Annotated in this window: 21 protein-coding genes; 10 read left to right on the top strand and 11 right to left on the bottom strand. The window is 70.0% G+C overall.

The genetic code is table 11. The features are described 5' to 3' along the window. Positions 1-3: 3 nt before the first annotated feature. The 4 genes from QM728_RS00190 to QM728_RS00175 all read left to right on the top strand — a co-directional run bounded on the left by QM728_RS00190 (position 4) and on the right by QM728_RS00175 (position 2,947). A complete protein-coding gene (locus tag QM728_RS00190) occupies positions 4-405 on the top strand; it encodes a hypothetical protein (protein ID WP_415030037.1) in 402 nt (133 codons plus the stop codon). A gap of 51 nt (positions 406-456) precedes the next feature. Then, positions 457-1,047 (top strand): hypothetical protein, encoded by a 591-nt coding sequence (locus tag QM728_RS00185; protein ID WP_415030036.1) that lies wholly within the window; start codon positions 457-459, stop codon positions 1,045-1,047. Positions 1,048-1,184: 137 nt separating this feature from the next. Further along, positions 1,185-1,661, top strand: a complete 477-nt coding sequence (locus QM728_RS00180) for a MarR family winged helix-turn-helix transcriptional regulator (protein WP_415030035.1) — start codon at positions 1,185-1,187, stop codon at positions 1,659-1,661. Between the two features lie 38 nt (positions 1,662-1,699). Next, positions 1,700-2,947 carry an MFS transporter gene (locus tag QM728_RS00175; protein WP_415032808.1) on the top strand — a complete coding sequence of 416 codons (1,248 nt, stop codon included), beginning with the start codon at positions 1,700-1,702 and terminating at the stop codon, positions 2,945-2,947. A 58-nt stretch (positions 2,948-3,005) separates the two neighbouring features. On the opposite strand, the gene QM728_RS00170 is transcribed toward QM728_RS00175, so the two are convergent. From QM728_RS00170 to QM728_RS00155, 4 genes are read right to left on the bottom strand one after another with little or no spacing between them, the layout of a single operon-like run. After that, positions 3,006-3,353, bottom strand: coding sequence for a hypothetical protein (locus QM728_RS00170; RefSeq protein ID WP_415030034.1), 348 nt, complete (start codon positions 3,351-3,353; stop codon positions 3,006-3,008). After that, a complete protein-coding gene (locus QM728_RS00165) occupies positions 3,353-4,012 on the bottom strand; it encodes a hypothetical protein (RefSeq protein ID WP_415030033.1) in 660 nt (219 codons plus the stop codon). Before QM728_RS00165 ends, QM728_RS00170 begins: the two co-directional genes overlap by 1 nt. A gap of 40 nt (positions 4,013-4,052) precedes the next feature. Beyond that, on the bottom strand, positions 4,053-6,608 hold the full coding sequence (locus tag QM728_RS00160) for an ABC transporter permease (RefSeq protein ID WP_415032807.1): 2,556 nt from the start codon (positions 6,606-6,608) through the stop codon (positions 4,053-4,055). A gap of 14 nt (positions 6,609-6,622) precedes the next feature. Further along, on the bottom strand, positions 6,623-7,474 hold the full coding sequence (locus tag QM728_RS00155) for an ABC transporter ATP-binding protein (protein WP_415030032.1): 852 nt from the start codon (positions 7,472-7,474) through the stop codon (positions 6,623-6,625). Positions 7,475-7,658: 184 nt separating this feature from the next. Here QM728_RS00155 and QM728_RS00150 point away from each other — a divergent pair, with 184 nt between their 5' ends. Beyond that, positions 7,659-8,369 (top strand): hypothetical protein, encoded by a 711-nt coding sequence (locus QM728_RS00150; protein WP_415030031.1) that lies wholly within the window; start codon positions 7,659-7,661, stop codon positions 8,367-8,369. A gap of 153 nt (positions 8,370-8,522) precedes the next feature. Here the strand turns inward: QM728_RS00150 and QM728_RS00145 are convergent, their stop codons facing one another. The 3 genes from QM728_RS00145 to QM728_RS00135 form a co-directional block, all read right to left on the bottom strand. Continuing rightward, positions 8,523-10,349: a phosphoenolpyruvate carboxykinase (GTP) gene (locus tag QM728_RS00145; RefSeq protein ID WP_415030030.1), complete on the bottom strand. Its 1,827-nt coding sequence runs from the start codon at positions 10,347-10,349 to the stop codon at positions 8,523-8,525. 206 nt (positions 10,350-10,555) lie between these two features. Next, positions 10,556-10,864: a DUF6802 family protein gene (locus tag QM728_RS00140; protein ID WP_415030029.1), complete on the bottom strand. Its 309-nt coding sequence runs from the start codon at positions 10,862-10,864 to the stop codon at positions 10,556-10,558. A 58-nt stretch (positions 10,865-10,922) separates the two neighbouring features. Next, entirely contained in the window at positions 10,923-11,972 is a 1,050-nt protein-coding gene (locus QM728_RS00135) for a hypothetical protein (protein WP_415030028.1), read from the bottom strand. A 55-nt stretch (positions 11,973-12,027) separates the two neighbouring features. On the opposite strand from QM728_RS00135, the gene trmB reads away from it, so the two are divergent. The 3 genes from trmB to QM728_RS00120 all read left to right on the top strand — a co-directional run bounded on the left by trmB (position 12,028) and on the right by QM728_RS00120 (position 16,562). Beyond that, complete coding sequence (trmB, locus tag QM728_RS00130) at positions 12,028-12,771, top strand: tRNA (guanosine(46)-N7)-methyltransferase TrmB (protein ID WP_415030027.1); 744 nt, start codon at positions 12,028-12,030, stop codon at positions 12,769-12,771. Next, positions 12,768-13,463: an NYN domain-containing protein gene (locus QM728_RS00125; RefSeq protein ID WP_415030026.1), complete on the top strand. Its 696-nt coding sequence runs from the start codon at positions 12,768-12,770 to the stop codon at positions 13,461-13,463. The genes trmB and QM728_RS00125 overlap by 4 nt, the downstream gene beginning before the upstream one ends. Before the next feature lie 117 nt (positions 13,464-13,580). Continuing rightward, positions 13,581-16,562: an MMPL family transporter gene (locus QM728_RS00120; protein ID WP_415030025.1), complete on the top strand. Its 2,982-nt coding sequence runs from the start codon at positions 13,581-13,583 to the stop codon at positions 16,560-16,562. Positions 16,563-16,621: 59 nt separating this feature from the next. Here QM728_RS00120 and QM728_RS00115 read toward each other — a convergent pair whose 3' ends face one another. From QM728_RS00115 to QM728_RS00105, 3 genes are read right to left on the bottom strand one after another with little or no spacing between them, the layout of a single operon-like run. Next, positions 16,622-17,269: a response regulator gene (locus QM728_RS00115; RefSeq protein WP_415030024.1), complete on the bottom strand. Its 648-nt coding sequence runs from the start codon at positions 17,267-17,269 to the stop codon at positions 16,622-16,624. Continuing rightward, positions 17,269-18,486, bottom strand: coding sequence for a MacS family sensor histidine kinase (gene macS / locus QM728_RS00110; protein WP_415030023.1), 1,218 nt, complete (start codon positions 18,484-18,486; stop codon positions 17,269-17,271). The genes QM728_RS00115 and macS overlap by 1 nt, the downstream gene beginning before the upstream one ends. After that, entirely contained in the window at positions 18,486-19,613 is a 1,128-nt protein-coding gene (locus QM728_RS00105) for an AI-2E family transporter (protein ID WP_415030022.1), read from the bottom strand. Before QM728_RS00105 ends, macS begins: the two co-directional genes overlap by 1 nt. Before the next feature lie 53 nt (positions 19,614-19,666). Here QM728_RS00105 and QM728_RS00100 point away from each other — a divergent pair, with 53 nt between their 5' ends. Beyond that, positions 19,667-20,887 carry a lysylphosphatidylglycerol synthase transmembrane domain-containing protein gene (locus QM728_RS00100; protein WP_415030021.1) on the top strand — a complete coding sequence of 407 codons (1,221 nt, stop codon included), beginning with the start codon at positions 19,667-19,669 and terminating at the stop codon, positions 20,885-20,887. 4 nt (positions 20,888-20,891) lie between these two features. Continuing rightward, on the top strand, positions 20,892-21,326 hold the full coding sequence (locus QM728_RS00095; RefSeq protein WP_415030020.1) for a DUF3054 domain-containing protein: 435 nt from the start codon (positions 20,892-20,894) through the stop codon (positions 21,324-21,326). Here the strand turns inward: QM728_RS00095 and QM728_RS00090 are convergent. Then, the gene (locus QM728_RS00090) at positions 21,323-22,942 is read right to left on the bottom strand and encodes an NTF2-like N-terminal transpeptidase domain-containing protein (RefSeq protein ID WP_415030019.1); all 1,620 of its coding nucleotides are present in this window, start codon (positions 22,940-22,942) and stop codon (positions 21,323-21,325) included. The genes QM728_RS00095 and QM728_RS00090 overlap by 4 nt on opposite strands. Between the last annotated feature and the right edge of the window lie 31 nt (positions 22,943-22,973).

The following is a 22,973-nucleotide window of genomic DNA, read 5'->3' as shown; positions in this document are numbered from 1 at the left end:
GTCATGCCCGATCAGACCGCAGCGGTGCTGCGCCGCCTCGCCGCCTTTGGCGCGATCACGCGGATGACCGGCGACGTCGACGTGGTGACCGTCGACGGTGATGCGCTCGTCGTGAACGACGAGGGTGGCGATCTGCGGTTGCGCTACCCCGGTGGCGGCGACGAGGCGCCCGAGCAGGAGCTCCTCTGGATCACCGATGAGTCCGCCCAGCGGGAGGTCGTCGGCTGGGTCGAGGACTACCTCGACGACACCGCCATGGAGATCACCATCCGCCGTGACGATCTCGACGACCTGGTGGCCGACCCCTTTTCCCCGCGCACGGTCCAGCGGCTCATCTGGCACTTCCCGGGAGCCGACGCCGACGGGATCGCGGATTTCCTGGCCACCGTGCGGACACTCGGCTAGACCGTCCCCCGACCAACCGAACCCGCGAGAATCCCGCGCTAGGTTGGCGCAATGTCCGCACAGCTCCAGCTCAACGGCCTCGTCATGCTCTACGCCTACCTGCAGCGGATCTACGTCTACGACAAGGTCCTCGCGACTATTCCGGACCGGGCGCCCGAGCACCACGACCCCGCCAGCCCGCCCGAGCTGACGACGTTGATCGAGAAGACCGGCAAGACCATTGCCGCGTTCCCCACCGAGTCCGGACTCTCCGACGAGCAGGTCGACAGCTTCACCCCGGTCGTCGACTTCGCGCAGGCCGCCATGAGCAACCGGGCCGCCCATCCGGGAACGCCTCTGCGCGAGCAGCTCGCGGCCGTCGCCGGCGCTCGGTTCCACAACCAGCACCTCGTCGAAGGCCTGATCATGTGGGGCGACAACTACCGCCCGGAGACCGCCGACCAGTACCGGCAGCGCGTCCTGCCCGCCCGCAACGACACCCGACTCCTGACCGCCTTCGTCGCGAAGGCCTCCCTCGGCCAGCTCCCCGAGGAGGAGCAACTCCGCGTCGGCGAGTGGTACGACGCCGTCATCCGCACGACGCCCGGCGTCGACGGCGACATGGGGCTGATCACCAGTCTGCTGCGGGGGATTGATCCCTAGTTCCGACGTCGGGTTGCGGGGTCTCGATACACCCGAGTCGCTCCGCTCCTCGGGCACTCGACCACCGAGGAGTGCCGGTGGTGAGGATCACGCCCTCTCGACTTTTATTTCGTATGCCTAAGTAATAACCTGGGCTCATGCGCTCAGACGACGACCTGGCCCGGGAACTGCGCCCGGCGATCACCCGTCTCTACCTCGCGCTGCGCCGACGCGCACCCGTGGCAGAACTGAGCGCGGCCCAGGCGTCGGCCCTCTCCTCCCTGCTCTTCCACGGCCCGCAGCGGATGGGCGCGCTCGCCGAGCACGAGGGCATCCGCATGCCGACGGCGACCGCCCTCGTCGACGGGATGATCAAGCTCGGCCTTGTGCAGCGACAGCCCGACCCCGACGACCGTCGTGCCGTCATCGTCACCCTCACCGCCAAGGGCCGAGCCGAGGTCGAGTCGGTGCGCCGACGGCGCGACGACGCCTTGGCCGACGCCCTCGCCCAGCTCACCGACGAGCAGCGCCAGGCCCTCGCCGCCGCCGGCGACGCCCTCGTCGACCTGCAGCGCCTGCTCGAGAGCACCCCGACCACCACCAGCCGCACCACCAAGGAGACCGTGCACCCGTGACCACGACGAAACAGCAGAACCACGACCACCCGCCGCTGATGGAGGTCTTCCGCCAGCAACCCCGCGCCGTGTGGGTGACCGCCTTCGCCGCGGTCATCGCCTTCATGGGCATCGGCCTGGTGGACCCGATCCTCAACACGATCGCCGAGGCGCTCGGGGCACCCGAGTCGAAGCTGACCCTGCTGTTCGGCGTGTACCTCGGCATCCAGGTCTTCGCGATGCTGATCACCGGGTGGTCAGCCTTCAAGTTCGGTCCCAAACGCACCCTGACCGTCGGCCTCGCGCTCATCGTCGTCGCCGCCGGGGCCAGCGCCTTCGGCTCCAACATCGACCAGCTGATCGCGCTGCGCGTCCTGTGGGGCCTGGGCAACGCCCTGTTCATGGCGACGGCGCTCGCCTTCATCGTCGGCCAGGCCAAGGGCGGCCAGCGCGGCGCCATCCTGCTGTACGAGGCGGCGCTCGGCGTCGGCCTCGCCGTCGGCCCGCTGCTGGGCGCGCTCCTGGGCACCGTCAGCTGGAAGGCCCCGTTCGCCGGCACCGCGCTCCTCATGCTCATCGGCGCGATCCTCTGCGCCTGGATGCTGCCCGCCGACGGCCCGCGCACCGGGCGTCCGGCAGTCCGCATCGTCGACCCGCTCAAGGCCCTGCGCAACCGCACCCTCGCCCTGACCGGCATCGGCTCGGCGTTCTACACCGGCGCCCTGTTCACCGTCGTCGCGTGGTCCCCGCTCGCCCTCTCGACCGCCGACAAGGCCAGCGGCGGCCCGGGTGTCGGCCCGATCGCCGTCGGCGGCGTGTTCTTCGGCTGGGGCCTGCTCACCGCGGTCAGCGGCGTCTTCCTCGCGCCCCGCGTCGCCGACGCCCTCGGGCAGAAGGAGGGCGTCCTCGCCAGTGTCGGGGTGTACGCCGCCGTCATGCTGCTGGGCGCGTACGGCGCCGTCGAGCACTCGGTCGTCCTGATCGGCCTCGCGATCATCGCCTCCGGCGTTCCCGGCGGCGTGCTCAACACCCTCTTCACCAGCGTCGCCATGGCCAGCGGTTCGGCGGACACCCCGCGGTCGGTCTCCAGCGCCGGCTACAGCTTCCTGCGCTGGATGGGCGGCGCCGCGTCGGCGATGATCGTCGCGCACCTGGCGCACTGGTTCGGCAGCCCGGCGCCCTACCTGTTCGCCGCCGCGTACTGCCTCATCTCGATCGCCGTCGTGTCCCAGGTCCGGGTCAGCACGAAGGCCGACCACGCACCGGTCGACGAGGAGTCCGTCCTGATCGGCGCCGAGGAGCAGTAGGTAGGTTCCGACGTCGGCTTGCGGGGTCTCGATACAAATCTCTCGCTGCGCTCGCGATTCACTCGACCACCGGGTTGAGCGTGACCTTGACCGACGTGCCGCGCGGGTCCTGCCGGGCGACGGCGAAGCCGGTGCGTTCCTGACCGTCGAGGTGAATGGTGATGGGCCCGCCGTCGGGGTAGAAGTTGCGCCACCACGACTTGTGCTTGGCGCCGGCGACCCCGATGATCACCTCGTCGCCGCGCCGACGATATGCGACGACCAGGCTGATCGGCCGACCGCTCTTGCGCCCGGTGTAGGAGATCTCCGCCATTGACCGGCCCAGCGCCGACCCGACGACGGGAGCGCTGAGCAGCGGCGTGACGACCTTGTTCGCCGCGGCTGCGACGCGTTGGAAGGCGCTCATCACTCCTCCGGAAGGTCGGCCGAGCAGTGCAGCGCTCCGCCCGAGCTCTGCCCCTCGGCGAGCACCTTGCCGCCGGCGAGGATCTGGCAGGTGACCGAGCCGCGGATGACGATGCCGTTGAAATCGGCGAAGCCGTCGACGTAGTCGGTCTGCGACCACGGGGACCGCACCGTCGCCAGGATCCGCTGGATCCCGTTCGCACTGAAGCGCACGCCGATCAGGTCGCCGTCGCCGATCAACCGGTAGGTGACCTGGCCCGGCTGGTACTGCGGGGTCGTCTCGGTCGGCGTCGGCGACGGGGTGCTCGTCTCCGAGGTCGTCGTCTCCTCGGTGGTCGTCGTCGAACTCGTCGCGGGCGCCGGATCGTCACCGCCGCGGCCGCCCACCACCGACACGAGGAAGGCGATCAGCAACAGCACCAGCAGACCGCCGATGACCGTGCCGATGAGCGCCTTCGTGCGCCCGTCGAGGCCGCCGCCACCATTGCCTCCGTTGCCGCCGCCGGTCGCGTACTGACCGGTCTGCCCGGCATACGGATCGCCGTACTGACCGGTCGGCGGGTACTGGTCGGGCGGGTAGTAGCCGGTGGTCGGGTTGTCCGGATCGAACCTGCGCGTCGACGACCCGAACGGGTCCTGCGGATTCTGGGGTTGCGTCATGCCACCATTCTGGCATTGACCGGCGCCGCAGCACCCATCGTTACTCCCCGGCGATGGCGTCGAGCGGCTTCGTGCGCGCCGCCCGGATGGCCGGCCACACCGCCGCGACGACACCGACGATCGCCGCGCCGACCAGCGTGATGACGATCAACGACCACGGCAGGACCGGGTTCCCGATCCCCCACTCGCGCAGCGTGCGGACCACCGCGATGGCCAGGCCGACGCCCAACAGCACACCCAGCGTCGCGCCGAACAGGGCGATGAGGACCGACTCCAGGTAGATCATCCGGCGCACTTGCGGCCGGACCATACCGATGGCCCGCTGCATGCCGATCTCCTGCCGCCGCTCGACCACCGACAGCGCGAGCGTGTTCACGATGCCGAGCACCGCGATGAGCAGCGCCAGGCCGAGCATCGCGTAGAGGACGCCGAGCATCTGGTCGATCAACGACGACACCGAGCTCTTGTACTGGTCGGCCGTCTGCACCTGCACGGTCAGATACTTCGACGTCGCGTCGGCCAGCCGGCGCTGTAGCGCGGCCTTGTCGGTCCCGTCGGCCGCCTTCACGAAGACGCCGAGCATCATCTGCGACGCCTGCGGCACGACCTGGTTGTAGGCGTCGCTGCCGAGCAGCCACGAGCCGAGGCCGTCGCTGCGCTCGAAGACGCCGACGACGGGGATGTCGACGGTGGTGCCGTCGCCGCGGGTGAAGGTGACTGTCGTGCCCGGGTCCCACCCCTGGCCGCGGGCGGTCGGTGCGTCGACGATCATGCCGTCGTCGGTCACATCCTCGCCGTCGACGATCTTGTAGTTGATCAGGTCGCGCAGCTTGCCGCCCATGACGCCCCGGCCCATGACCTGCTTGTCGTCGACGGTCGAGACGGCCAGTCCGGTGCCGACCGCCTCGTCGACGCCGTCGGTGTTCTTGACCGCCTGCAGCACCGGCGGCGGCACGGGGAGGTTGTTGACGCCGGTGACGAAGAAGTCGGCCTTCACGTTCTTGTCCAGCGACTCGTCGACGGTCGCCTTGAACGTCGAGCCGAGGGTGCCGATCACCGCGACGAGCATCAGGCCGATGGTGAGGGCGAACGCCGTCGCCGCGGTGCGCCGCGGGTTGCGGGCGGCATTGGTGCGGGCCAGGTGGCCGAGCTTGCCGAACGGGAGGGTGATCACCCCGATGACCGCCAGGAACGGCCGCGACAGCGCGGGTGCGGTCAGCACGACCGCGACGATCAGCAGGACCGCGCCCAACCCGACGGCGAGCGCCGGTCCGACGCCCTGGTGCAGCGCGGCGGCCACCGTGATGGCGATGCCCGCCGCGGCGAACAGGACGCCGACAACCGTCCGGGAGTGCAACGACTTCGGCTCGGCCATCGTCGAACGCATCGCCTCGACCGGCGCCACCCGCGCGGCACGACGGGCCGGCAGCCATGCGCTGAGCATCGTGACCACGACGCCGACGACCAGGGCGGCGATGATGGCGGTCGGCGTGATCCGCAGGCCACCGTCGGGCAGGCCGGTCGTCGCGATCGCGATGGCCCGCAGCCCGGCCGCGAGCCCGATGCCGACGACCAATCCGATGGCCGACCCGACCAGGCCGACGAGGAATGCCTCGGTGAGCACGGATCTGGAGACCTGGCCCTCGCTCGCGCCGATCGCCCGCAGCAGCGCGAGTTCGCGGTTCCGCTGGGCGACGATCATCGCGAACGTGTTGTAGATGATGAACGTCCCGACGATGATCCCGATCCCGGCGAACGCCAACAGGATGTAGGTGAAGATCTGCAGGAACTTGTTGATCGCGTCCTTGCTCTCCTGCCGCACCTCGTCGCCGGTCTGGATCTTCAGCGCCGTCGGGCCGAGCAAGTTGCGCACCCGCCGGGCCAGCTCGTCGTCGGAAACGCCGTCTTGCGCCGAAAGTTGCACGGTGCCCGAGTGGCTGCCGTCGGAGTAGAGCTGGCGGGCGGTGTCCTCGTCGAACGCGACGTTGACGAACCCGCCGACCTCCACCGGCCAATCGAGCAGGCCCACGACTTTGACGTCGAGCGGCTCGGACGTGCCCTGCCCGGCCACGACGCGGGTGCGCGACCCGACCTTCAACCCGGCCTTGTCGGCGGCGGTCTTGTTGATCGCGACCTCACCGGGGCGCCGGGGCCCACGGCCGCCGGGCAGGATCGTGTTCTCGGCCTTGGCGACGGCCTCGCTCGGCGACAGGTAGGTGGTGCCGATGCTCGGCGCATTGCCGGTCTGCAGCGGTTTGCCGTCGGCCTGCGCGACGGCGACCAGTCCGTTGTAGTTGATCGAGAGGCGGTCGTAGCCCAGCTGCTCGCGGTTGGCGACGATGGTGCTGACGATCGAGTTGGGCACGCCCGGGCTGACCTGCGCCCCCGACGCCTGGATCGCCGACGGGTTCTTCGGTGCGACCTGCACCGCGACGCCCTGCGCCGTCTTGTCGAAGATGCTGGTGAACGCGTTGGAGATACTCGAGGTGAAGATGATCGAGCCGGCCACGAACGAGGTGCCCAGCACCACGGAGAAGATGGTGAGGAAGAGGCGGACCTTGTGCGCGGCGAGGTTCCGGACCGACACCCGGCGCATGACTGACGCCACGACTACTTCTTGCCCTTGTTGATCCGGATCGGCTTGGTCTCCGCAGCGTGGAGCGGGCCCCGGCCGATGGCGATGACCTCGGTGTCGGGGGCGTCGTCGGCGATCTTCTCGTCGAGGTTGCGCATCACCGCGAAGACGCTGTCGGCGTCGGGGTTGCGCAGCTCGTGCACGATCTGGCCGTCGGCGAGGAAGACGACGCGGTCGGCGTAGGAGGCCGCGCGCGGGTCGTGGGTGACGATGACGACGGTCTGGTCGAAGTCGTCGGTGGCGGCGCGCAGGATCGAGAGCACCTCGCCCGACGAGCGGGAGTCGAGGTTGCCGGTCGGCTCATCGCCGAAGATGATGGCCGGCCGCCCGACGAGGGCGCGGGCACAGGCGACGCGCTGCTGCTGCCCGCCGGAGAGTTCGCTGGGCCGGTGGTCGAGGCGGTCGGCCAGGCCGAGGCGGGTCACGACGGTGTCCATCCACTGCTCGTCGACCTTGCGGCCGGCGATGTCGCACGGGAGGGTGATGTTCTCCCGCGCGGTGAGCGTCGGCACCAGGTTGAACGACTGGAAGACGAACCCGATGCGGTCGCGGCGCAGGATCGTCATGGCCTTGTCGTCTAGGCCGTCGAGCGAGGTGTCGCCCAGCCGGACCTCCCCCGACGTCGGGTTGTCGAGGCCGGCGAGGCAGTGCATCAGCGTCGACTTGCCCGAGCCCGACGGGCCCATGATGGCGGTGAACTCCCCGACGGGGAACTCGACGTCGACCCCGCGCAGCGCGTGCACGGCGGTGTCTCCCGATCCGTAGACCTTGGCCAGGTCTGTCGCGCGCGCAGCGAAGTCTTCGATCACGGCATGGCGTGGCGTCATGGTTCTACCGTGCCACATCGGGCCGCGTTCCGACATCGGCCCACGAGGAGCCCGGAAGGGGAAGCCATACGCCCACCGTGGGTCCCCGGTTGGCGGCGAGGCCGCCCCTCTGCATAGGATTCGACCGCACATAGTGGTCAGACACACGTCGGACCCGCCACGGTCTATCCAGGAGTTAACACACATGGCCGAAATCAAGAAGAACGCCAAGAAGGCGGCCGACGAAGCCGTCGACGCCACCAAGAAGGCAGCCAAGACGACGAAGAAGGCCGCCGGCAAGACCGCCGACGCCGTCGAGAAGGCCGCCGACAAGACTGCCGCCGCCACCAAGAAGGCAGCGGGCAAGACCGCTGACGCCGTCGAGAAGGCTGCCGACAAGACTGTCGACGCCACCAAGGACCTCACCGCTGAGGCCCGCGACGACGTGAAGAAGGCCAACGTCTTCGGCCTCGGTGCCCTCGGCGCCGGTGTGCTGGCGCTGATCTTCTCGGTGTTCAACCACTACGTCTACGCGAAGGGTGTCGTCCCGGCGCTCGGCGTGCAGGTTCGCGAAGGCGGCGTCAACGCGTGGCACGGCTGGGCGCTGGTCGGCAGCCTGCTGGTCCTCGCTGCCGTCATCGTTCTCGTCGCGGCCGTGTTCTTCGACGAGGTCATCCCGGCCGGTCCGTGGAACCTCGTCGCCGCCACCCTGGCCGGCGTCGGCACGCTGATCCTGATCATCCGCGGCCTCACCCTCAAGGAGAGCGTCGACTTCGGGGGCATCCTCGAGGAGAACATCGGCATCGGCTGGTCGGGCTGGGCCCTGATCGTCGCCGGTCTGGCCACCACCGTCCTGGCTGCTCTCGCCGCCCAGGGCAAGGGCGCCAAGGCCAAGCGCAAGAAGGCCAAGCGCTAGATCTTCGGCAATCCGCGAACGCCGTCTGCCCCCTCGGGGCGGGCGGCGTTCGTCGTTGGGGCCACCGCTGGTCCGCAAACCCGACCCAACGGAACAAAACCCCGCACCTTTTCGGTGCGGGGATTGTCCTGAACTGTCGGGTTTGCGGGGCGGCTAGTCGGCGAGGCGCTTGGTGAGCGCGTCGAGCTCGGCGCCCAGCTCGGCGGGGAGCTTGTCGCCGATGAAGTCGAACCACTCGTTGATCGAGGGCAGTTCCTTCTGCCACTCGGCGGAGTTCACGGTGAGCGCCTCGGCCACGTCGGCGGCGTCGACGTCGAGACCGTCGAGGTTCAGCGACTCGGGGGTCGCGACGATCCCGATCGGGGTCTCCTTGCCGTCGGCCTTGCCCTCGATGCGGTTGATGATCCACTCGAGCACGCGGCTGTTCTCACCGAAGCCCGGCCACAGGAAGCGGCCGTCGTCGCCGCGGCGGAACCAGTTGACGTAGTAGACCTTCGGCAGCTTGGCGCCGGCCTTCTGGCCGATGGTCAGCCAGTGCTGCAGGTAGTCGCCGACGTTGTAGCCGATGAACGGCAGCATGGCCATCGGGTCGCGGCGGACCTGGCCGACGGTGCCCTCGGCGGCGGCGGTCTGCTCGGAGCCGACCGTCGCACCCATGAAGACGCCGTGCGCCCAGTCGCGGGCCTCGGTCACCAGCGGCACGGTGGTCTTGCGACGACCGCCGAAGAGGATCGCCGAGATCGGCACACCGGCCGGGTCGTCCCACTCGGGGGCGACCGACGGGCACTGCGACAGCGGGGTGCAGTAGCGCGAGTTCGGGTGGGCGGCCGGCGTCTCGGTCTTGCCGCGGTACCAGTCCTGGCCCTTCCAGTCGACGAGGTGCTCGGGGTCGCCCTCGAGGCCCTCCCACCAGATGTCGCCATCGTCGGTGCGCGCCACGTTCGTGTAGATCGTGTTGCCGGCCTCGATGGTCTTCATCGCGTTCGGGTTCGACGAGTGGTTGGTGCCCGGGGCGACGCCGAAGAAGCCGAACTCCGGGTTCACCGCGTACAGCTGGCCGTCCTTGCCGAACCGCATCCAGGCGATGTCGTCGCCGACGGTCTCGGCGCGCCAGCCGGGGATGGTCGGCTGGATCATGGCGAGGTTCGTCTTGCCGCAGGCGCTCGGGAAGGCGGCGGCGACGTAGTACGACTTGTTCTCTGGGCTGATCAGCTTGAGGATCAGCATGTGCTCGGCGAGCCAGCCCTCGTCGTGGGCCATGGCCGACGCGATGCGCAGCGAGTAGCACTTCTTGCCCAGCAGCGCGTTGCCGCCGTAGCCCGAACCGTAGGACCAGATCTCGCGGTCCTCCGGGAAGTGGGTGATGTACTTGTCCGGGTTGCACGGCCACGGCACGTCGGCCTGGCCCGGCTCGAGCGGGGCGCCGACCGAGTGCAGGCCCTTCACGAAGAAGCCGTCGTCGCCGAGGGCCTCGAGGACCTTGGGGCCGACGCGGGTCATCACGCGCATCGAGAGCACGACGTACTCCGAATCGGTGATCTCGACGCCGAGCTTCGGGTCGTCGCTGCCGAGCGGGCCCATGCAGAACGGGATGACGAACATCGTGCGCCCGCGCATGCAGCCGCGGTACAGCTCGGTCATGGTGGCCCGCATCTCGTCGGGGTCCACCCAGTTGTTGGTCGGGCCGGCCTGCTCTTCGGTCTTGCTGCAGATGAAGGTGCGGGACTCGACGCGGGCAACATCGGCGGGGTCGGAGAGGGCGAGGAAGGAGTTGGGCTTCTTCTCGTCGTTGAGCTTGACCATGGTGCCGGCCTCGACCAGCTGCTTGGTCAGGCGGTCCCACTCCTCGTCGCTGCCGTCGGACCAGACGACGCGGTCCGGCTGGGTCAGCTCGGCGACCTCGGCGACCCAAGCGAGCAGGTCAGCGTGTTTCGTGGGTGCGCTGGCGGCGTCCAGCCCGGGAATCGTGGCAGAGGTCATGGGTGGGTCTCCTGAAGTCTCGACCGCCTGCAGCGCGGTCAGTCTGCCCCTCAGGATAGTCGATTGACCTGCTTGATCACGAGTTGGGTTCGCCACTCCAGGCCCTTCGTCCCACCCGTCACACGGGCCCCCGGGAGAGACGGTCGGGGCCAGTCAACCCCCCGATTACGACTGGCCCCGACCGCAAGTCTTGGACGCTCTGCCGCTCACCGCAGCCGTCCCGGCTTCGTCGCGCTCCACCGCCCGGTCTCCCGGTCGTACACCGACGACGACACCGACCCGTCGGTGGCGATCCGCGTGATCCGGTCGACGCCGCCGTCCCGGTCCGAATCGGTGAACACCGTCAAGCCGTCGGCGTCGGTCCGCGACAGGCTGTCGCGCACCCCGTCGGCATCGGTGTCGACCGTCGCCGGACCCAGGTCCCACACCCGGTGGTCGTCGGCCAGCCACAGGTGCTCGCCGACGCCCCCGGCGCCCGGCGCATCACCGGTGAAGTCGTCCTCGAAACCGTCCATCAGTTACTTAGACGCAGCGCGCCCGCGAACGGTTCCCTCGGATTTTCCAGCGCCCGCCTCAAGCGGCTCGGCGGACCCGGGCGACGACAGCCGGTTCGACGCCGGACAGCAGCGCCGCGACCCGCCACTCGGTGCGCGCCCGGGCGTCGGCGACGACCTCGGCGACCCACGCGCGGGCCTGACCGCGCAGCGCCACCCGACGTCGCAGCGCCACGACGCCCCCGGCGACAGCGACGCCGAGCAGCGTCGCCAGCAGCAGCGCCCACCACCCGGGCAGCCAGCCGGACATCGACCCGGCGACCAACCGTCCGATCCCGAGTCCGCTGGAGGCGCCCAGCACGACGATCACCGCGTCCTCGGCGCCCCACCCGCGGCCCGGCCACGGCACCGGTGTGCGCGCCGGACCGGGCGGCGGACCCTGGCGCTCGTGCGCGTCGAGCCCGACCGTCGCGGTCGCCCGCAGGTGCTGCGCGTGCCCGGCGGCGGCATCGACGACGCGTGTCTCGAAGTCGTCGACGGCGGTGCGCAGCCACCGCGTGAACGCGTCGACGTCGCCGGCCCGCAGTACCGCCGCCTCCCGACCGCCCACGGCCGCGAGTTCGCGGAACCCGGTGTGGATCGCGCCGCCGGCCCAGGTGCGCACGGCCGCCGAACCGACGCGCAGGCCGGTGAGGCGCTCAGCGGAATCGCGGCGGGACAGTTTGGCCGCGGCACATGCCGTCGACTGCTCGTCGGCCCACGCCAACAGCTCGTCGACCCCGGACGGACCGTCGCCCGGCAGGCCCAGGGCGACGGCGAATACCGGCAGCGCGCCGTGCGGGTCGAGGTCGTCGCACCAGCGCTCGACGCGCGCCGGCCACGTCGGGCAGTCCTCGATGCCGCACCCGACGAGGGCGACGGCATCGCAGCGCTGGGCCAGCCGGCGGACGTCGACGACCGAGGGCGGGTCGGCGGCGACGTCGAAGCACCACAGGCCGACCGCGGCGGGTCCGCCGTCGCTCACGGCGAATCCCTCGGCGACCAGCACGCGCTCGAGTACAGCTGAATCGTTGGCTCCCGGACCGGCCAGGACCACCCGGCCGAATCGCGCCCCCCGACGCTCCGACATGTCGAACCTCCCCGTAGTCGACAGTCCCCATGTAAGCAGGTGAGACCATGGTCGGGTGAGCGAAACCGTCGATCAGTCCCGCCTGTACCCGCGCGTGACCAGCTTCCGGTTCCGGCGCGGCACCCTGACGCCGGGGCAGCGCCGCAACTGGGAGACCCTCTGGCCCACGCTGGGCCGCGACCTGCGCGTCGGCCGCGACCCCGACGGCAAGGTCACCGAGCCGCCGCTGAACGCCGACGGGTGGTTCGGCCGCTCGGCGCCGCTGATCCTCGAAATCGGTTCGGGCACCGGTGTTTCCACCGCCGCCATGGCCGCCGACGAGCCGGAGTTCAACGTCATCGCCGTCGAGGTCTACCAGCCCGGCCTGGCCCAGCTGCTCGGCCTCGTCGACCGCGGCGGGCTCACCAACGTGCGCATGATCCGCGGCGACGCGGTGATCGTGTTGGACGAGCTGATCGAGGACAAGAGCCTGCAGGGGATCCGCGTCTTCTTCCCCGACCCGTGGCCGAAGGCCCGCCACCACAAGCGCCGACTGCTGCAGTCGGGGACGATCGCGACGATGGCCGAAAAGCTCGTCGACGGCGGAGTGCTGCACATCGCCACCGACCACGCCGACTACACCGAGTGGATCCGCGAACTCCTGGAGAACCAGGACACCACGCGCACCCACGTCGTCCCGCTCGACGGCGACTCCCCCATCTCGCTGGCCCGGCCGACCACCAAGTTCGAGGCGCGCGCCGCCGACGAGGGCCGCGTCGTCACCGAGTTCGTCTACACCCGCGCCGAGGGGGAGCAATGAGCACCGACACCGCCGCACCCGGCACCGCCGAGGTGATCTCCGGGCAGTCGCAGGCCCGTCGGGTCCTGCTCGTCTGGGACGCCCCGAACATGGACATGGGCCTGGGCGCCATCATCGGCGGTCGACCCACCGCCGCGCACCGGCCGCGCTTCGACGCCGTCGGCCGGTGGCTGCTCGGCCAGACCGATCAGTTGCGCGCCAAGGACGACGCGGGATCGTTGCCCGCCGGCGTCTCCGCGCAGATCGAGCCCGAGGCCACCGTCTTCACCAACGTCAGCCCCGGCAGTGCGGACGTCGTCCGGCCGTGGGTCGACGCGCTGCGCAACGTCGGCTACGCCGTCTTCGCCAAGCCCAAGATCACCGACGACTCCGACGTCGACGAGGACATGCTCGACCACATCGAGCTGCGCCACGCGACGACCGGGCTCGCCGGGCTCATCGTCGCCTCCGCCGACGGCCAGGCCTTCCGCGAACCGCTCCTCGACCTCGCCAAAGACGGCGTGCCGGTCACCGTCATCGGCTTCCGCGAGCACGCCAGCTGGGCGCAGGAACTCGACGGGATCACCTTCGTCGACCTCGAGGACATCCCCGGCGTCTTCCGCGAACCGCTGCCGCGCATCAGCCTCGACGCCCTGCCCGACGACGGCGCCTGGCTGCCCCCGTTCCGGCCGCTGTCGTCGTTGCTGCGCTGACCACGCAAACGCGAAAACGGCCCTGCTCAGCCTTATTTCAGGCCGGACCTGGAAGAATGGCGCGACGTGGGTCTCGCGCCGGGCACGGGCGGGACCGGGTGAGGAAAGGACCTCGAGGTGTTCGGATGGATCGGTGACTTCGTCTACCGACTGCGCTATGCCGTCATCGCCGTCATGGTGGTTCTCATGGCCGGCCTCGGCATCTACGGCCTGGGCCTGCCCGGCAAGCTCTCGCAGAGCGGCTGGTTCGATCCGACGTCGGAGTCGGTGAAGGGCTCGGAGTACGCCGACAGCGCGCTCGGCCGCGACCACAAGTCCGACATCGTCCTCATGGTCACCCCGCCCGACGGGCAGAAGATCACCGACGCCGAGTTCCAGACCAAGGTCGAGAACTTCGTCAACGACCTCGTCGACAAGTACGGCGAGAAGACCCTCAAGGACAAGGCCATCGTCGGCCGCGACCACCCCGGCATCTACGACCCCTTCAACAACGGCGACGGCAGCCCGTTGGCGAAGGAAGCGCAAAAGCAGATGCAGGCGCGCATGTTCAACGTGGAGAAGAACAAGGCCTTCATCAGCATCGGCGTCGCGGCGTGTCCGCGGAAGAAGGACAAGATCACCGAAAAGGTCGATCCCGGCTGCGTCGACGACACCCTGAGCCTCGCCAACTTCAAAGACCTCAAGCCCGCCTTCGACAACATCGACCAGAAGTTCGACCTGCAGGGCACGCGCTTCGACCTCGCCGGTCTGCAGCCCATCGCCAACGCCATGAGCCTGGGCATGGAGAAGGACATCAAGCGCGCCGAGCTGCTGGCCCTGCCGGTCGTGGCGCTGATGCTGCTGTTCGTCTTCGGCGGTGTGGTGGCCGCCGCACTGCCGGTGTTCATCGGCGGCCTGACCATCGCCGGCTCGTTGGGCATCATGACGTTCCTGGCGTCGGTGACCGAGCTGAACATCTTCGCCCAGTCGGTGGTGACGCTGATCGGCCTGGGCATCGCCATCGATTACGGCCTGTTCATCGTCAGCCGTTTCCGCGAGGAATTGGCGGAGGGCTATACGACGAGAGCCGCGGTCCGAAGATCGGTCATGACGGCGGGGCAGACCGTCTGGTTCTCGGCGACGATCATCATTGCCGCCATCGCCTGTCTGCTGCTCTTCCCGCAGGGCTTCCTCAAGTCGGTTGCCTATGGCGCGATCGCGTCGGTCGCCCTGGCCGCGTTCCTGTCGATCACGGTGCTGCCGGCGATCCTGGCGATCCTCGGGCCGAAGATCGACGCCTTCGGCCTGTCCTTCCTGCGTCGCACCAAGACCAAGCAAGAGGTCGAGGACGGATTCTGGGGCAAGCTGTCGGGCTGGGTGATGAAGCACCCGGTCAAGACCGCGGTCCCGACGGTCCTGCTGCTGTTGGCCCTGATCTACCCGTTCTTCAACATCAACTTCGGCGGCATCAGCGAGAAGTACCTGCCGCCCAACAACTCGACGCGCCAGGCGCAAGAGTCGTTCGACAAGGCCTTCCCGGAGGCCCGCACCGAAGAGGTCAAGGTCATCGCGATCTACGACCCGGACGCCCCCGGTGTCGACGACAAGCTGCCCAAGCTGGAGGCGGCGGTCAACACCCACGACGGCGGCCTGCCGACCGACCAGCACTACTTCACCAAGAAGTTCACGCTGGCCTCCGACCCGTCCGGCGGCGGCGGCGACGCCGACACCCTCTCCGTGGGCGGCAAGGACTACATGCTGGTCCAGATGTCGGCCGGGCTGGTCAACCCGTCCGACACCAAGAAGACGGCCGAGGCGGTCAAGTTCCTCCGCTCGGTCGACAAGGACGGCCTGCGCGTCTACATCGCCGGCACGCCGACGCTGACCCAGGACTCGATGGACGCCATGATGAAGCGGTTGCCGCTCATGACGGTGATCCTGGTGCTGGTCACCGGCTTCCTGATGTTCCTGGCCTTCGGCTCGGTGGTGCTGCCCATCAAGGCGGCGCTGGTCTCAGCGCTCGGCCTGGGCTCCACGCTGGGCATCTTGACGTGGATCTTCGTCGAGGGCCACGGCGCCAGCATCGCGAACTTCACCCCCGGCCCGCTCTTCGCGCCGGTGCTGGTGTTGATCATCGCCATCGTGTTCGGGCTGTCGACCGACTACGAGATATTCCTGTTGTCCCGCATGGTCGAGGCCCGGCAGAAGGGGGCGTCGACGACCGAGGCGATCCGCGTCGGCACCGCCCACACCGGACGACTGATCACGGCCGCCGCCGCGATCCTCGTCGTGGTCACCGGTGCGTTCGCGCTGTCGGAGATCGTGATGATGAAGTACATCGCCTTCGGCATGATCGCGGCGCTGATCCTCGACGCCACCATCATCCGCATGCTGTTGGTGCCGTCGACGATGAAGCTCCTCGGCGACGACTGCTGGTGGGCGCCCAAGTGGATGCAGGCGCTGCAGCGCAAGCTCGGCCTGGGCGAGACGATCCTGGAGGTCGAGCCCGACCAGATGGTCGACGCCGCGGCCGCCCCGGGCAACAAGTCGTTGTCGGCCGGCGCGGTCATCTCCAGCGCGCCGACGTCGGCGATCACCGGCATCAACCGGGTGTCGCGGCGCACGCGACGCGCGGCCGAGCGCGCCGCACAGGAGGCGGAGGAGGCGGGTCTGCCCGTCGCCGACATCCCCGACGACGCGCCGCCGGCCACCACCCGGTTCGCGCGGCCCGACGCCCCGGCCGAGCCCGAGCCCACGCTGCGCCGCCCGCCGGCGGTGACCCCCAGCGTGACCCGGTCCAAGCCGCAGCCCGAGCCCGTCGACGACGCCGCGCCCGATACCGGCGCCTGGCGCCTCGGCGAGGGCGGCATCCGGTTCGACAACCCCGCTCCGACCACCCCGCCGCCGACCCCGTCGCGGCAGGCCGGTCCGCCGCCCCAGCAGCGCCGACCGCAGCAGCCCCCGGCCCCGCCGGGTCCGCCGCCGCAGCAGGCCCCGCTTGCTCCCGAGCACGGCGCCCACGAAGTCGATCCGGAGGGCAAGCGCGCCGCGGGCAACCGCGATCAGGAGATCAGCGTCCAGGACCTCCTGCGCCGCGCCCGCGAGCAGGGCGGCTCCTAACGGTGGTCGAGTGAATCCCGAGCTTGCGAGGGATTTGTATCGAGACCCCCGGCGCCCGGCTACTCGTCGTCCAAGCCGTGCTCGATGGCGTAGCGGGTGAGTTCGACGCGGTTGGCCAGTTGCAGCTTCCGCAGCGACGACTGCACGTGGTTCTCGACGGTGCGATGGCTGAGGAACAGCTTCTCGGCGATCTGCTTGGCGGTCATGCCCTTGGCGACGTAGCGCAGGACTTCGGTCTCGCGCGGTGACAGGACCGGCTTCTCCGGGTCGGCGGGTCCCTCGGTCGACATCCGGCGGAATTCGCCGAGGACCAGTCCGGCCAGCCCCGGCGTGAACACCGCCTGTCCGTCGGCGGTGGCCCGCACCCCGGCGACCATCTCCTCCCGCGACGCGCTCTTCACCAGGTAGCCGGTGGCCCCGGCCTTCACGGCCTCGAGGACGTCGTCGCGCTCGTCAGAGGCGGACAGGACCAGCACCCGCGTCGACGGCGACGCCGCGATCACCTGCGCGGTGGCCTCGGCGCCGGTGCCGTCGGGCAGCTGCATGTCCATCAGCACGACGTCCGGCCGCACGGCCGCGGCCCGGCGCACGGCGGCACCGACCCCGTCGGCGGTCGCGACGACCTCGAAGCCCTCGCCGACGAGGTCGCGCTCGATCCCGTCGCGCCACATCGGATGATCGTCGACGACCATCACGCGAATCGTCATCAGCCCTCCTCCCAGGTCCGGGGCACGGTCAGCTCCCAGTCTGTCCCGACGCCCGGCGTCGAATCCAGTTCCACCGATCCGCCGAGCGATTCGATCCGCCCGATGATCGCCTGCGCGACGCCGAGCCGCCCCTCGGCCGCCGCCGCTTCCAGCCGTCCCGGTTCGATGCCAGCGCCGTCGTCGCGGATGCTGACCACCAGGGTCTCGCCCAGGTCTTCCAGGAGGACGAACGCCTTCGCCGACGGGCCCGCGTGCCGCGCGACGTTGTCGAGCGCGTTGGCGACGGCGCCGTCGATCTCGGTGCCGACTGCGGCCGGTACGCGCACCGACCCGCTCGGCGTGCTGACCGACACCCGCGGTCCGGCGTGGTGGCGCAGCCGGGCGACGAGATCGACGTCGTCACCGCCGGCCCCGTCGTAGCCACGGTCCTCGTCGGCGTTGTCGGTGAGGAAGTGGCGCAGGGCGCGCTCCTGCTCGCCCGCGAGATCGGCGAGCCCGGCGGTGTCGCCGCCGATCTCCCGGCCCCGTCGCGAGATCAGCGCCAGTGCCTGCAGCACACCGTCGTGGACGTGGCGGGCGAGGCGGTCGCGCTCCTCGCCGGCGGCGGCAAATCGCGCGGCCTGGGTCAGCAGCTCATGGCTGCGGCGGGCGCTGGTGGCCGCCCAGCCGACGACCAGTCCGAGGAACAGCAGTTGGATGAGTTGGGCGTTGCGGCCGAAGTTCAGGTCGACGTGCCCCTTCACGAACACCGACGACGCCCACACCACCAGCCCGGTCAGCGCACCGCCGGTCGCCCCGCCGAGGATCGCCGCGGAGATCACCGCGTTGCACGCCCAGAGCGTCGTCGGCCACGACTGGTTGCCCGCGATCCACGCGGCGGAGGCGACGGCCGACGTCGACAGGATCAGCCCGGCGGTGACGGCGATGTCCGCGCCCACCCAGCGCCAGTTGCGGCCGAAGCCGTTGAGGTAGGCGACGGCGCACGCGATCGACCACGCGACCAGGACGCCCCCGAGGACGACTGCCGTTCGCGGCCGGTCGAGGTCGTCGTTGATCGTGAACTGGAATCCGACCGAGTACAGCAGCGACAGCGCCCGGAACACCTGCGCGGCGCGCCAGAGCGGGGCGGCGGCATCCTCGTCGACGCTCTCGCGCACCCGCGCCAACCACGCGCGCCGGGCCGCCGCCCGCGACTCCTGCCCGACCGGCGTCGACATCACTTGTCCCAGGTGGGCGGGTCGGGGTCGGCGGTGAGCACCAGCCCGTCGGTGGTCTCCGGCGCGTCGGCGGCGCTGCCGTTGAGTTCGCGGATCGCGGTGTTCAGGAAGGCGATCAGCGGAACCGCCAGCAATCCGCCGATGATGCTGCCGAGCACGATGCCCGCGGCGATCGCGAGCACGACGGCGACCGGGTGGAGTCGCACCGTGCGGCCCATCAGGAACGGCTGCAGCACGTGGCTCTCGAGCTGCATGACGGCCACGACGATGGCCAGCGCGATCAGGGCGGCCACCCAACCGTTGGTGACCAGGGTGACCAGCACCGCGACGCCGCCGGTGACCAGCGCACCGACGATCGGGATGAACGCGCCGAAGAACACCAGTGACGCCAGCGGCAGGGCCAGGTTCACGCCGAGGAGCTTGAGGCCGATGCCGATGCCGAGTGCGTCGACCAGCGCGACGATGACCGTCGCGCGCACGTAGCCGACCAGGGTGCCGAAACCGGCGTGGCCCGCCTCGTATGCGCGCTGGCGGTAGTTGGCCGGGACCAGCTTGGTCAGAAACGCCCAGATCTGGCCGCCGCCGTAGAGGAAGAAGATCATCAGGAACAGCGTCAGGAAGGCGCCGGTGACGATCTCGGTGGCCGTCGACGCCGTCGACAGCGCACCGCCGGCGACCTTCTGCTGGTTCTTCTCCAGGAAGTCGATGACGTCCTTGCCGACGTGGTCGACCTGCTTCTGCTGCAACCCGATCGGGCCGTTGATCAGCCAGTCCTTGAGCGAGTTGACGGTCGCCTTGACCTGGTCGGTCAGCTGGGGGAAACCGTTGACGAACTCCTTGCCGACGTAGGCGAGGATCACCCCGACGGTGCCCAGGACGGTGATCATCGACGCCACGACCGCCAGGGAGCGGGGGACGCCGTGACGGTTCAGGAAGTCGACGAGCGGTACCAGGCCGGCGGCGCCGAGGACGGCGATCGCGACGGGGACCATCACCTCGCGGAAATGCCAGAAGCCGATGAACAGCACGGCGATGAAGGCGCCGATGACGAGTAGGCGCCACGACCAGGCGGCAGCGGCGCGAACGCCGCGCGGGACGGGGTGTTTGTCGGCAAACGATTCGGTCACGGACCAAGACTAGGCAGAATACGGCGGCTTGGGGGTTAGGTACCCTGACCCGCATGGCAAAATCGCCGCGCGACTTCCTGCGGCGGAACCGTACGTGGCTCCGTTGGATCGTGATCATCGCGGTCGCGGCGATCCTCGTCGTCGAGGCTTATCTCATCCGCGATCAGTTCGGCGCCGCGTGGCGCCGCGTCGGCGACATCCACTGGGGTTGGCTCACCGCCTGTTTCGTCGCCTCGATGCTGAACCTGGATTCCTTCGCCCGGGTGCAGCGCGCCCTGTTCCACTCGGCCGGCGTCATCGTGTCGCAGTGGCGCTCGCTGTCGGTGATCCTCGCGGCCAACTCGCTGAGCCAGACGATGCCCGGCGGCCAGGTGCTGGCGCCCGCCTTCACCTACCGCGAGACCCGGCGCTGGGGCGCCAACCCCGTCGTCGCGTCGTGGCAGGTCGTCATGGCCGGCCTCATCTCCGGCGTCGGCCTGATGATCCTGGGCCTCGTCGGCGCACTGATGGCCGGCGGCAGCAAGAACCCGTATTCGGTGGTGTTCTCCATCCTCGGCGTCCTCGCGTTCCTCGCGGTGCTGCAGTACCTGGTCAGCCACCCGGCGACCGTGCACGCCTGGGGTTCGCGGATCCTGCGCTGGCACAACGACCTGCGCAACTGGCCCGAGTCGACCGGGCAGGAGCGGCTGGCCCGGATGATCGACCAGCTCGGCGCGGTGCAGCTCACCCGGACCGACGGCATGAAGGCCTTCGGTTGGAGCCTGTTCAACTGGATCACCGACATCTTCTGCCTGCTCTTCGCCTGCTGGGCGCTGGGCACGCGGCCGTCGATCGCGGGCGTGGCGCTCGCCTACGCCGTCTCGAAGGGGACCGCGGCCGCCGTCGCGGTGCTGCCCGGCGGCATCGGTCCCGCCGACGTGGCGATGATGCTCACCCTGGGTCCGGCCGGCGTCGACCAGGGCACCGCGGCCGTCGTCGTCATCCTCTACCGCCTGGTCAGCTGGCTGCTAGTGTCCCTGATCGGCTGGGTGGTCATCGCGGTCATGTTCCGCAGTCGCATCAAGGGCGACGTCGACGACGTCCACGAGGGCGACGACCTGGAGGAGGGCCTGCGAGCCGGGCCGCCCGCCGATCCCGACCGCCCGCTCGTCGACTTCACCGACGATCAGCGCCGCCTGATCCTGGGTCACGATCTGCCCGAGGGCGCCGAGGAGGACGACTACGACGACGAGCCGCCCGGACCGCCGGATGACGAGGCGTGGAAGCTACCGTAGGTCCATGACCTCCCGGATCCGCTCCCGCCGCCCGCAGCTGCACCTTCCCCTGCTCGTGTCGGCGGTGCTCGACGTCCTGATGATCGTGTTGTTCGCGGTCGCCGGTCGGCGCAGCCACGACGAGGGCGTGAACATCGCCGGGATCGCCGCCACCGCGTCGCCGTTCCTCGTCGGCGCCGCCATCGGGTGGGCGCTGATGTACGTCTACGCGCAGGTGGGCGCGCCCGAGGCGGGTGCGCGGGTGTTCCGCCCGGAGCGCGTCGTGCCGTTCGGCATCGCCGTCTGGATCTCGACCGTCGTCGTCGGCATGATCCTGCGCGCCGCGCTCGGCGCCGGTACCGCGCCGTCGTTCATCGGCGTCGCGACGTTGACGCTGCTGGTGTTCCTGGTCGGGTGGCGGACCACCGCCGACCGGCTCTACCGCCTGGTCAAGGGCTAGCGGACCGACAGGTACTTCTGCACCGCCTGCAGGGCGGCGGAACCCGATCGCGGGCCCTCGGTATAGACCACGATCACCTTGCCGCCGACCAGGCCGAGGAACCAGCCGGGGCCGTTCGGACCGTTGGTGCCGACGAGGGCGCGCATGCCCTTGGCGCCCTTGAGGTCGCTGGCGTCGCCGGTGCGGACGGTGCGCGACATCGCGGCCAAAATCGGGCGGGTCAGCGCGCCGTCGAGGTTGCCGAGCTCGCCGTCGTGGATCTTGGTGGTCTGCCCCTTGATGATGAACGGGGCGACCGACTTCTTCTCGCCGGACATCGAGCGCGACAGCGCGACGCCGAGGGCGCCGACATTCAGCAGGGAGGCGCGGACCTCGCCGGGCCGGTAGTCGATGCGCTGGATCGAGACGCCCGGTCGCTGCGGCGACGAAGCGCCGGGGACGGTGAACACGAGGCCGAGGCCGAGGTGGTCGAGCAGCTCGTCCGACGGCGTGCCGGTGGCCTTGGCCTGCTTGGTGATCGCGTCGAAGACCGGGGCCAGCGCGGAGCCGGTCAGGTATTCGCCGTCGATGCTGATACCGCGGTCAGCGGCGGCCTTGTTGCGGCCCATGCCGAGGATGCCGCCGGTCTTGGCGTCGAGCGCCAGGATCGTCGTCGGCTGTGCGACGTCGAGTGCGGCGTCGCCGACGGCGCTCTGGACCCGCGGGCTGACGGTGGTCGAGATGTCGCCGCCGGAGCGGCCGTCGTCACCGGCTTGGCGCTCGGGTGCGCGCCCGGGCTGCTCGACGACGACCTGCCAGCCGGCGGTCGCGTCGCGGATGGCCTGCCAGTAGTTGCCGAGCCCGTCCTCGAGCGGCGAGCTGAGCTGGCGGTTGGTCATCACGAGCTTCTCGCCCTTGCGGACCGTGACACCGGGGATCCGCGCGGGGTTGCCGTCGAGGACCTTCATGTCAGGGTCGCGCAGGGTGACCGCGACGACGGGCTCGTTGGGGTGCGCCGCGATCTTCTGCAGGATGACGTCAGAGGTGATCTGCGGGGCCATCGGCGCGATGACGCGGGCCGTCGCGCGGACCGTCGCGCCGAGGTCCTTGGTCAGACCCGGGTTGATGACGATGTCGTTGACGGCGCTGCGCACCATGAACGGCTTGCCATTAGCGGCGAGGACGCGCGGGGCGCGCTTGGCGTCGGCGCGCACGTTGCGCAGGACGCCGCCCGGGCGCAGGCCCGGGTAGAGGAGCGAGGGCTCCCACTGCACGCGCCAGCCCGACGACAGCTTGCGGGCGGTGCCCTGCGTCTCGGTGGCGAAGGAGCGCTTGTCGTCCCAGCGGTAGGTGGTCTGCAGGGTGAAGCCGGCGGTGCCGTCGTTGAAGTCCTCGGCGCGCTTGACCTTGGTGTCGACGGCCATGGCGTGCATGCCGTCCATCGTCTCGGTGAGGGTGTCGGCGGCCTGACCGGGCGCGGTCGTCAGTTCCGACGCGCGCTTGATGTTCTGCTGCGAGATCGCCGACGCGTAGTCGTGGACGACGGCGGCGGCACCGGTAGGCGTCGACGAGCACGACGTCACCGTCACGCAGGACGCCGCGGCGGCCACGACGGCCATGGATGTGTAGAACCTCATAAGTCACAATTTTCACATCTGTCACAGGGTG

This window comes from Gordonia sp. (in: high G+C Gram-positive bacteria) (genome assembly GCF_047602025.1).
In the GTDB taxonomy this organism is placed as follows: Bacteria; Actinomycetota; Actinomycetes; order Mycobacteriales; family Mycobacteriaceae; genus Gordonia.
This window is presented reverse-complemented; position numbering and strand designations above follow the sequence as displayed.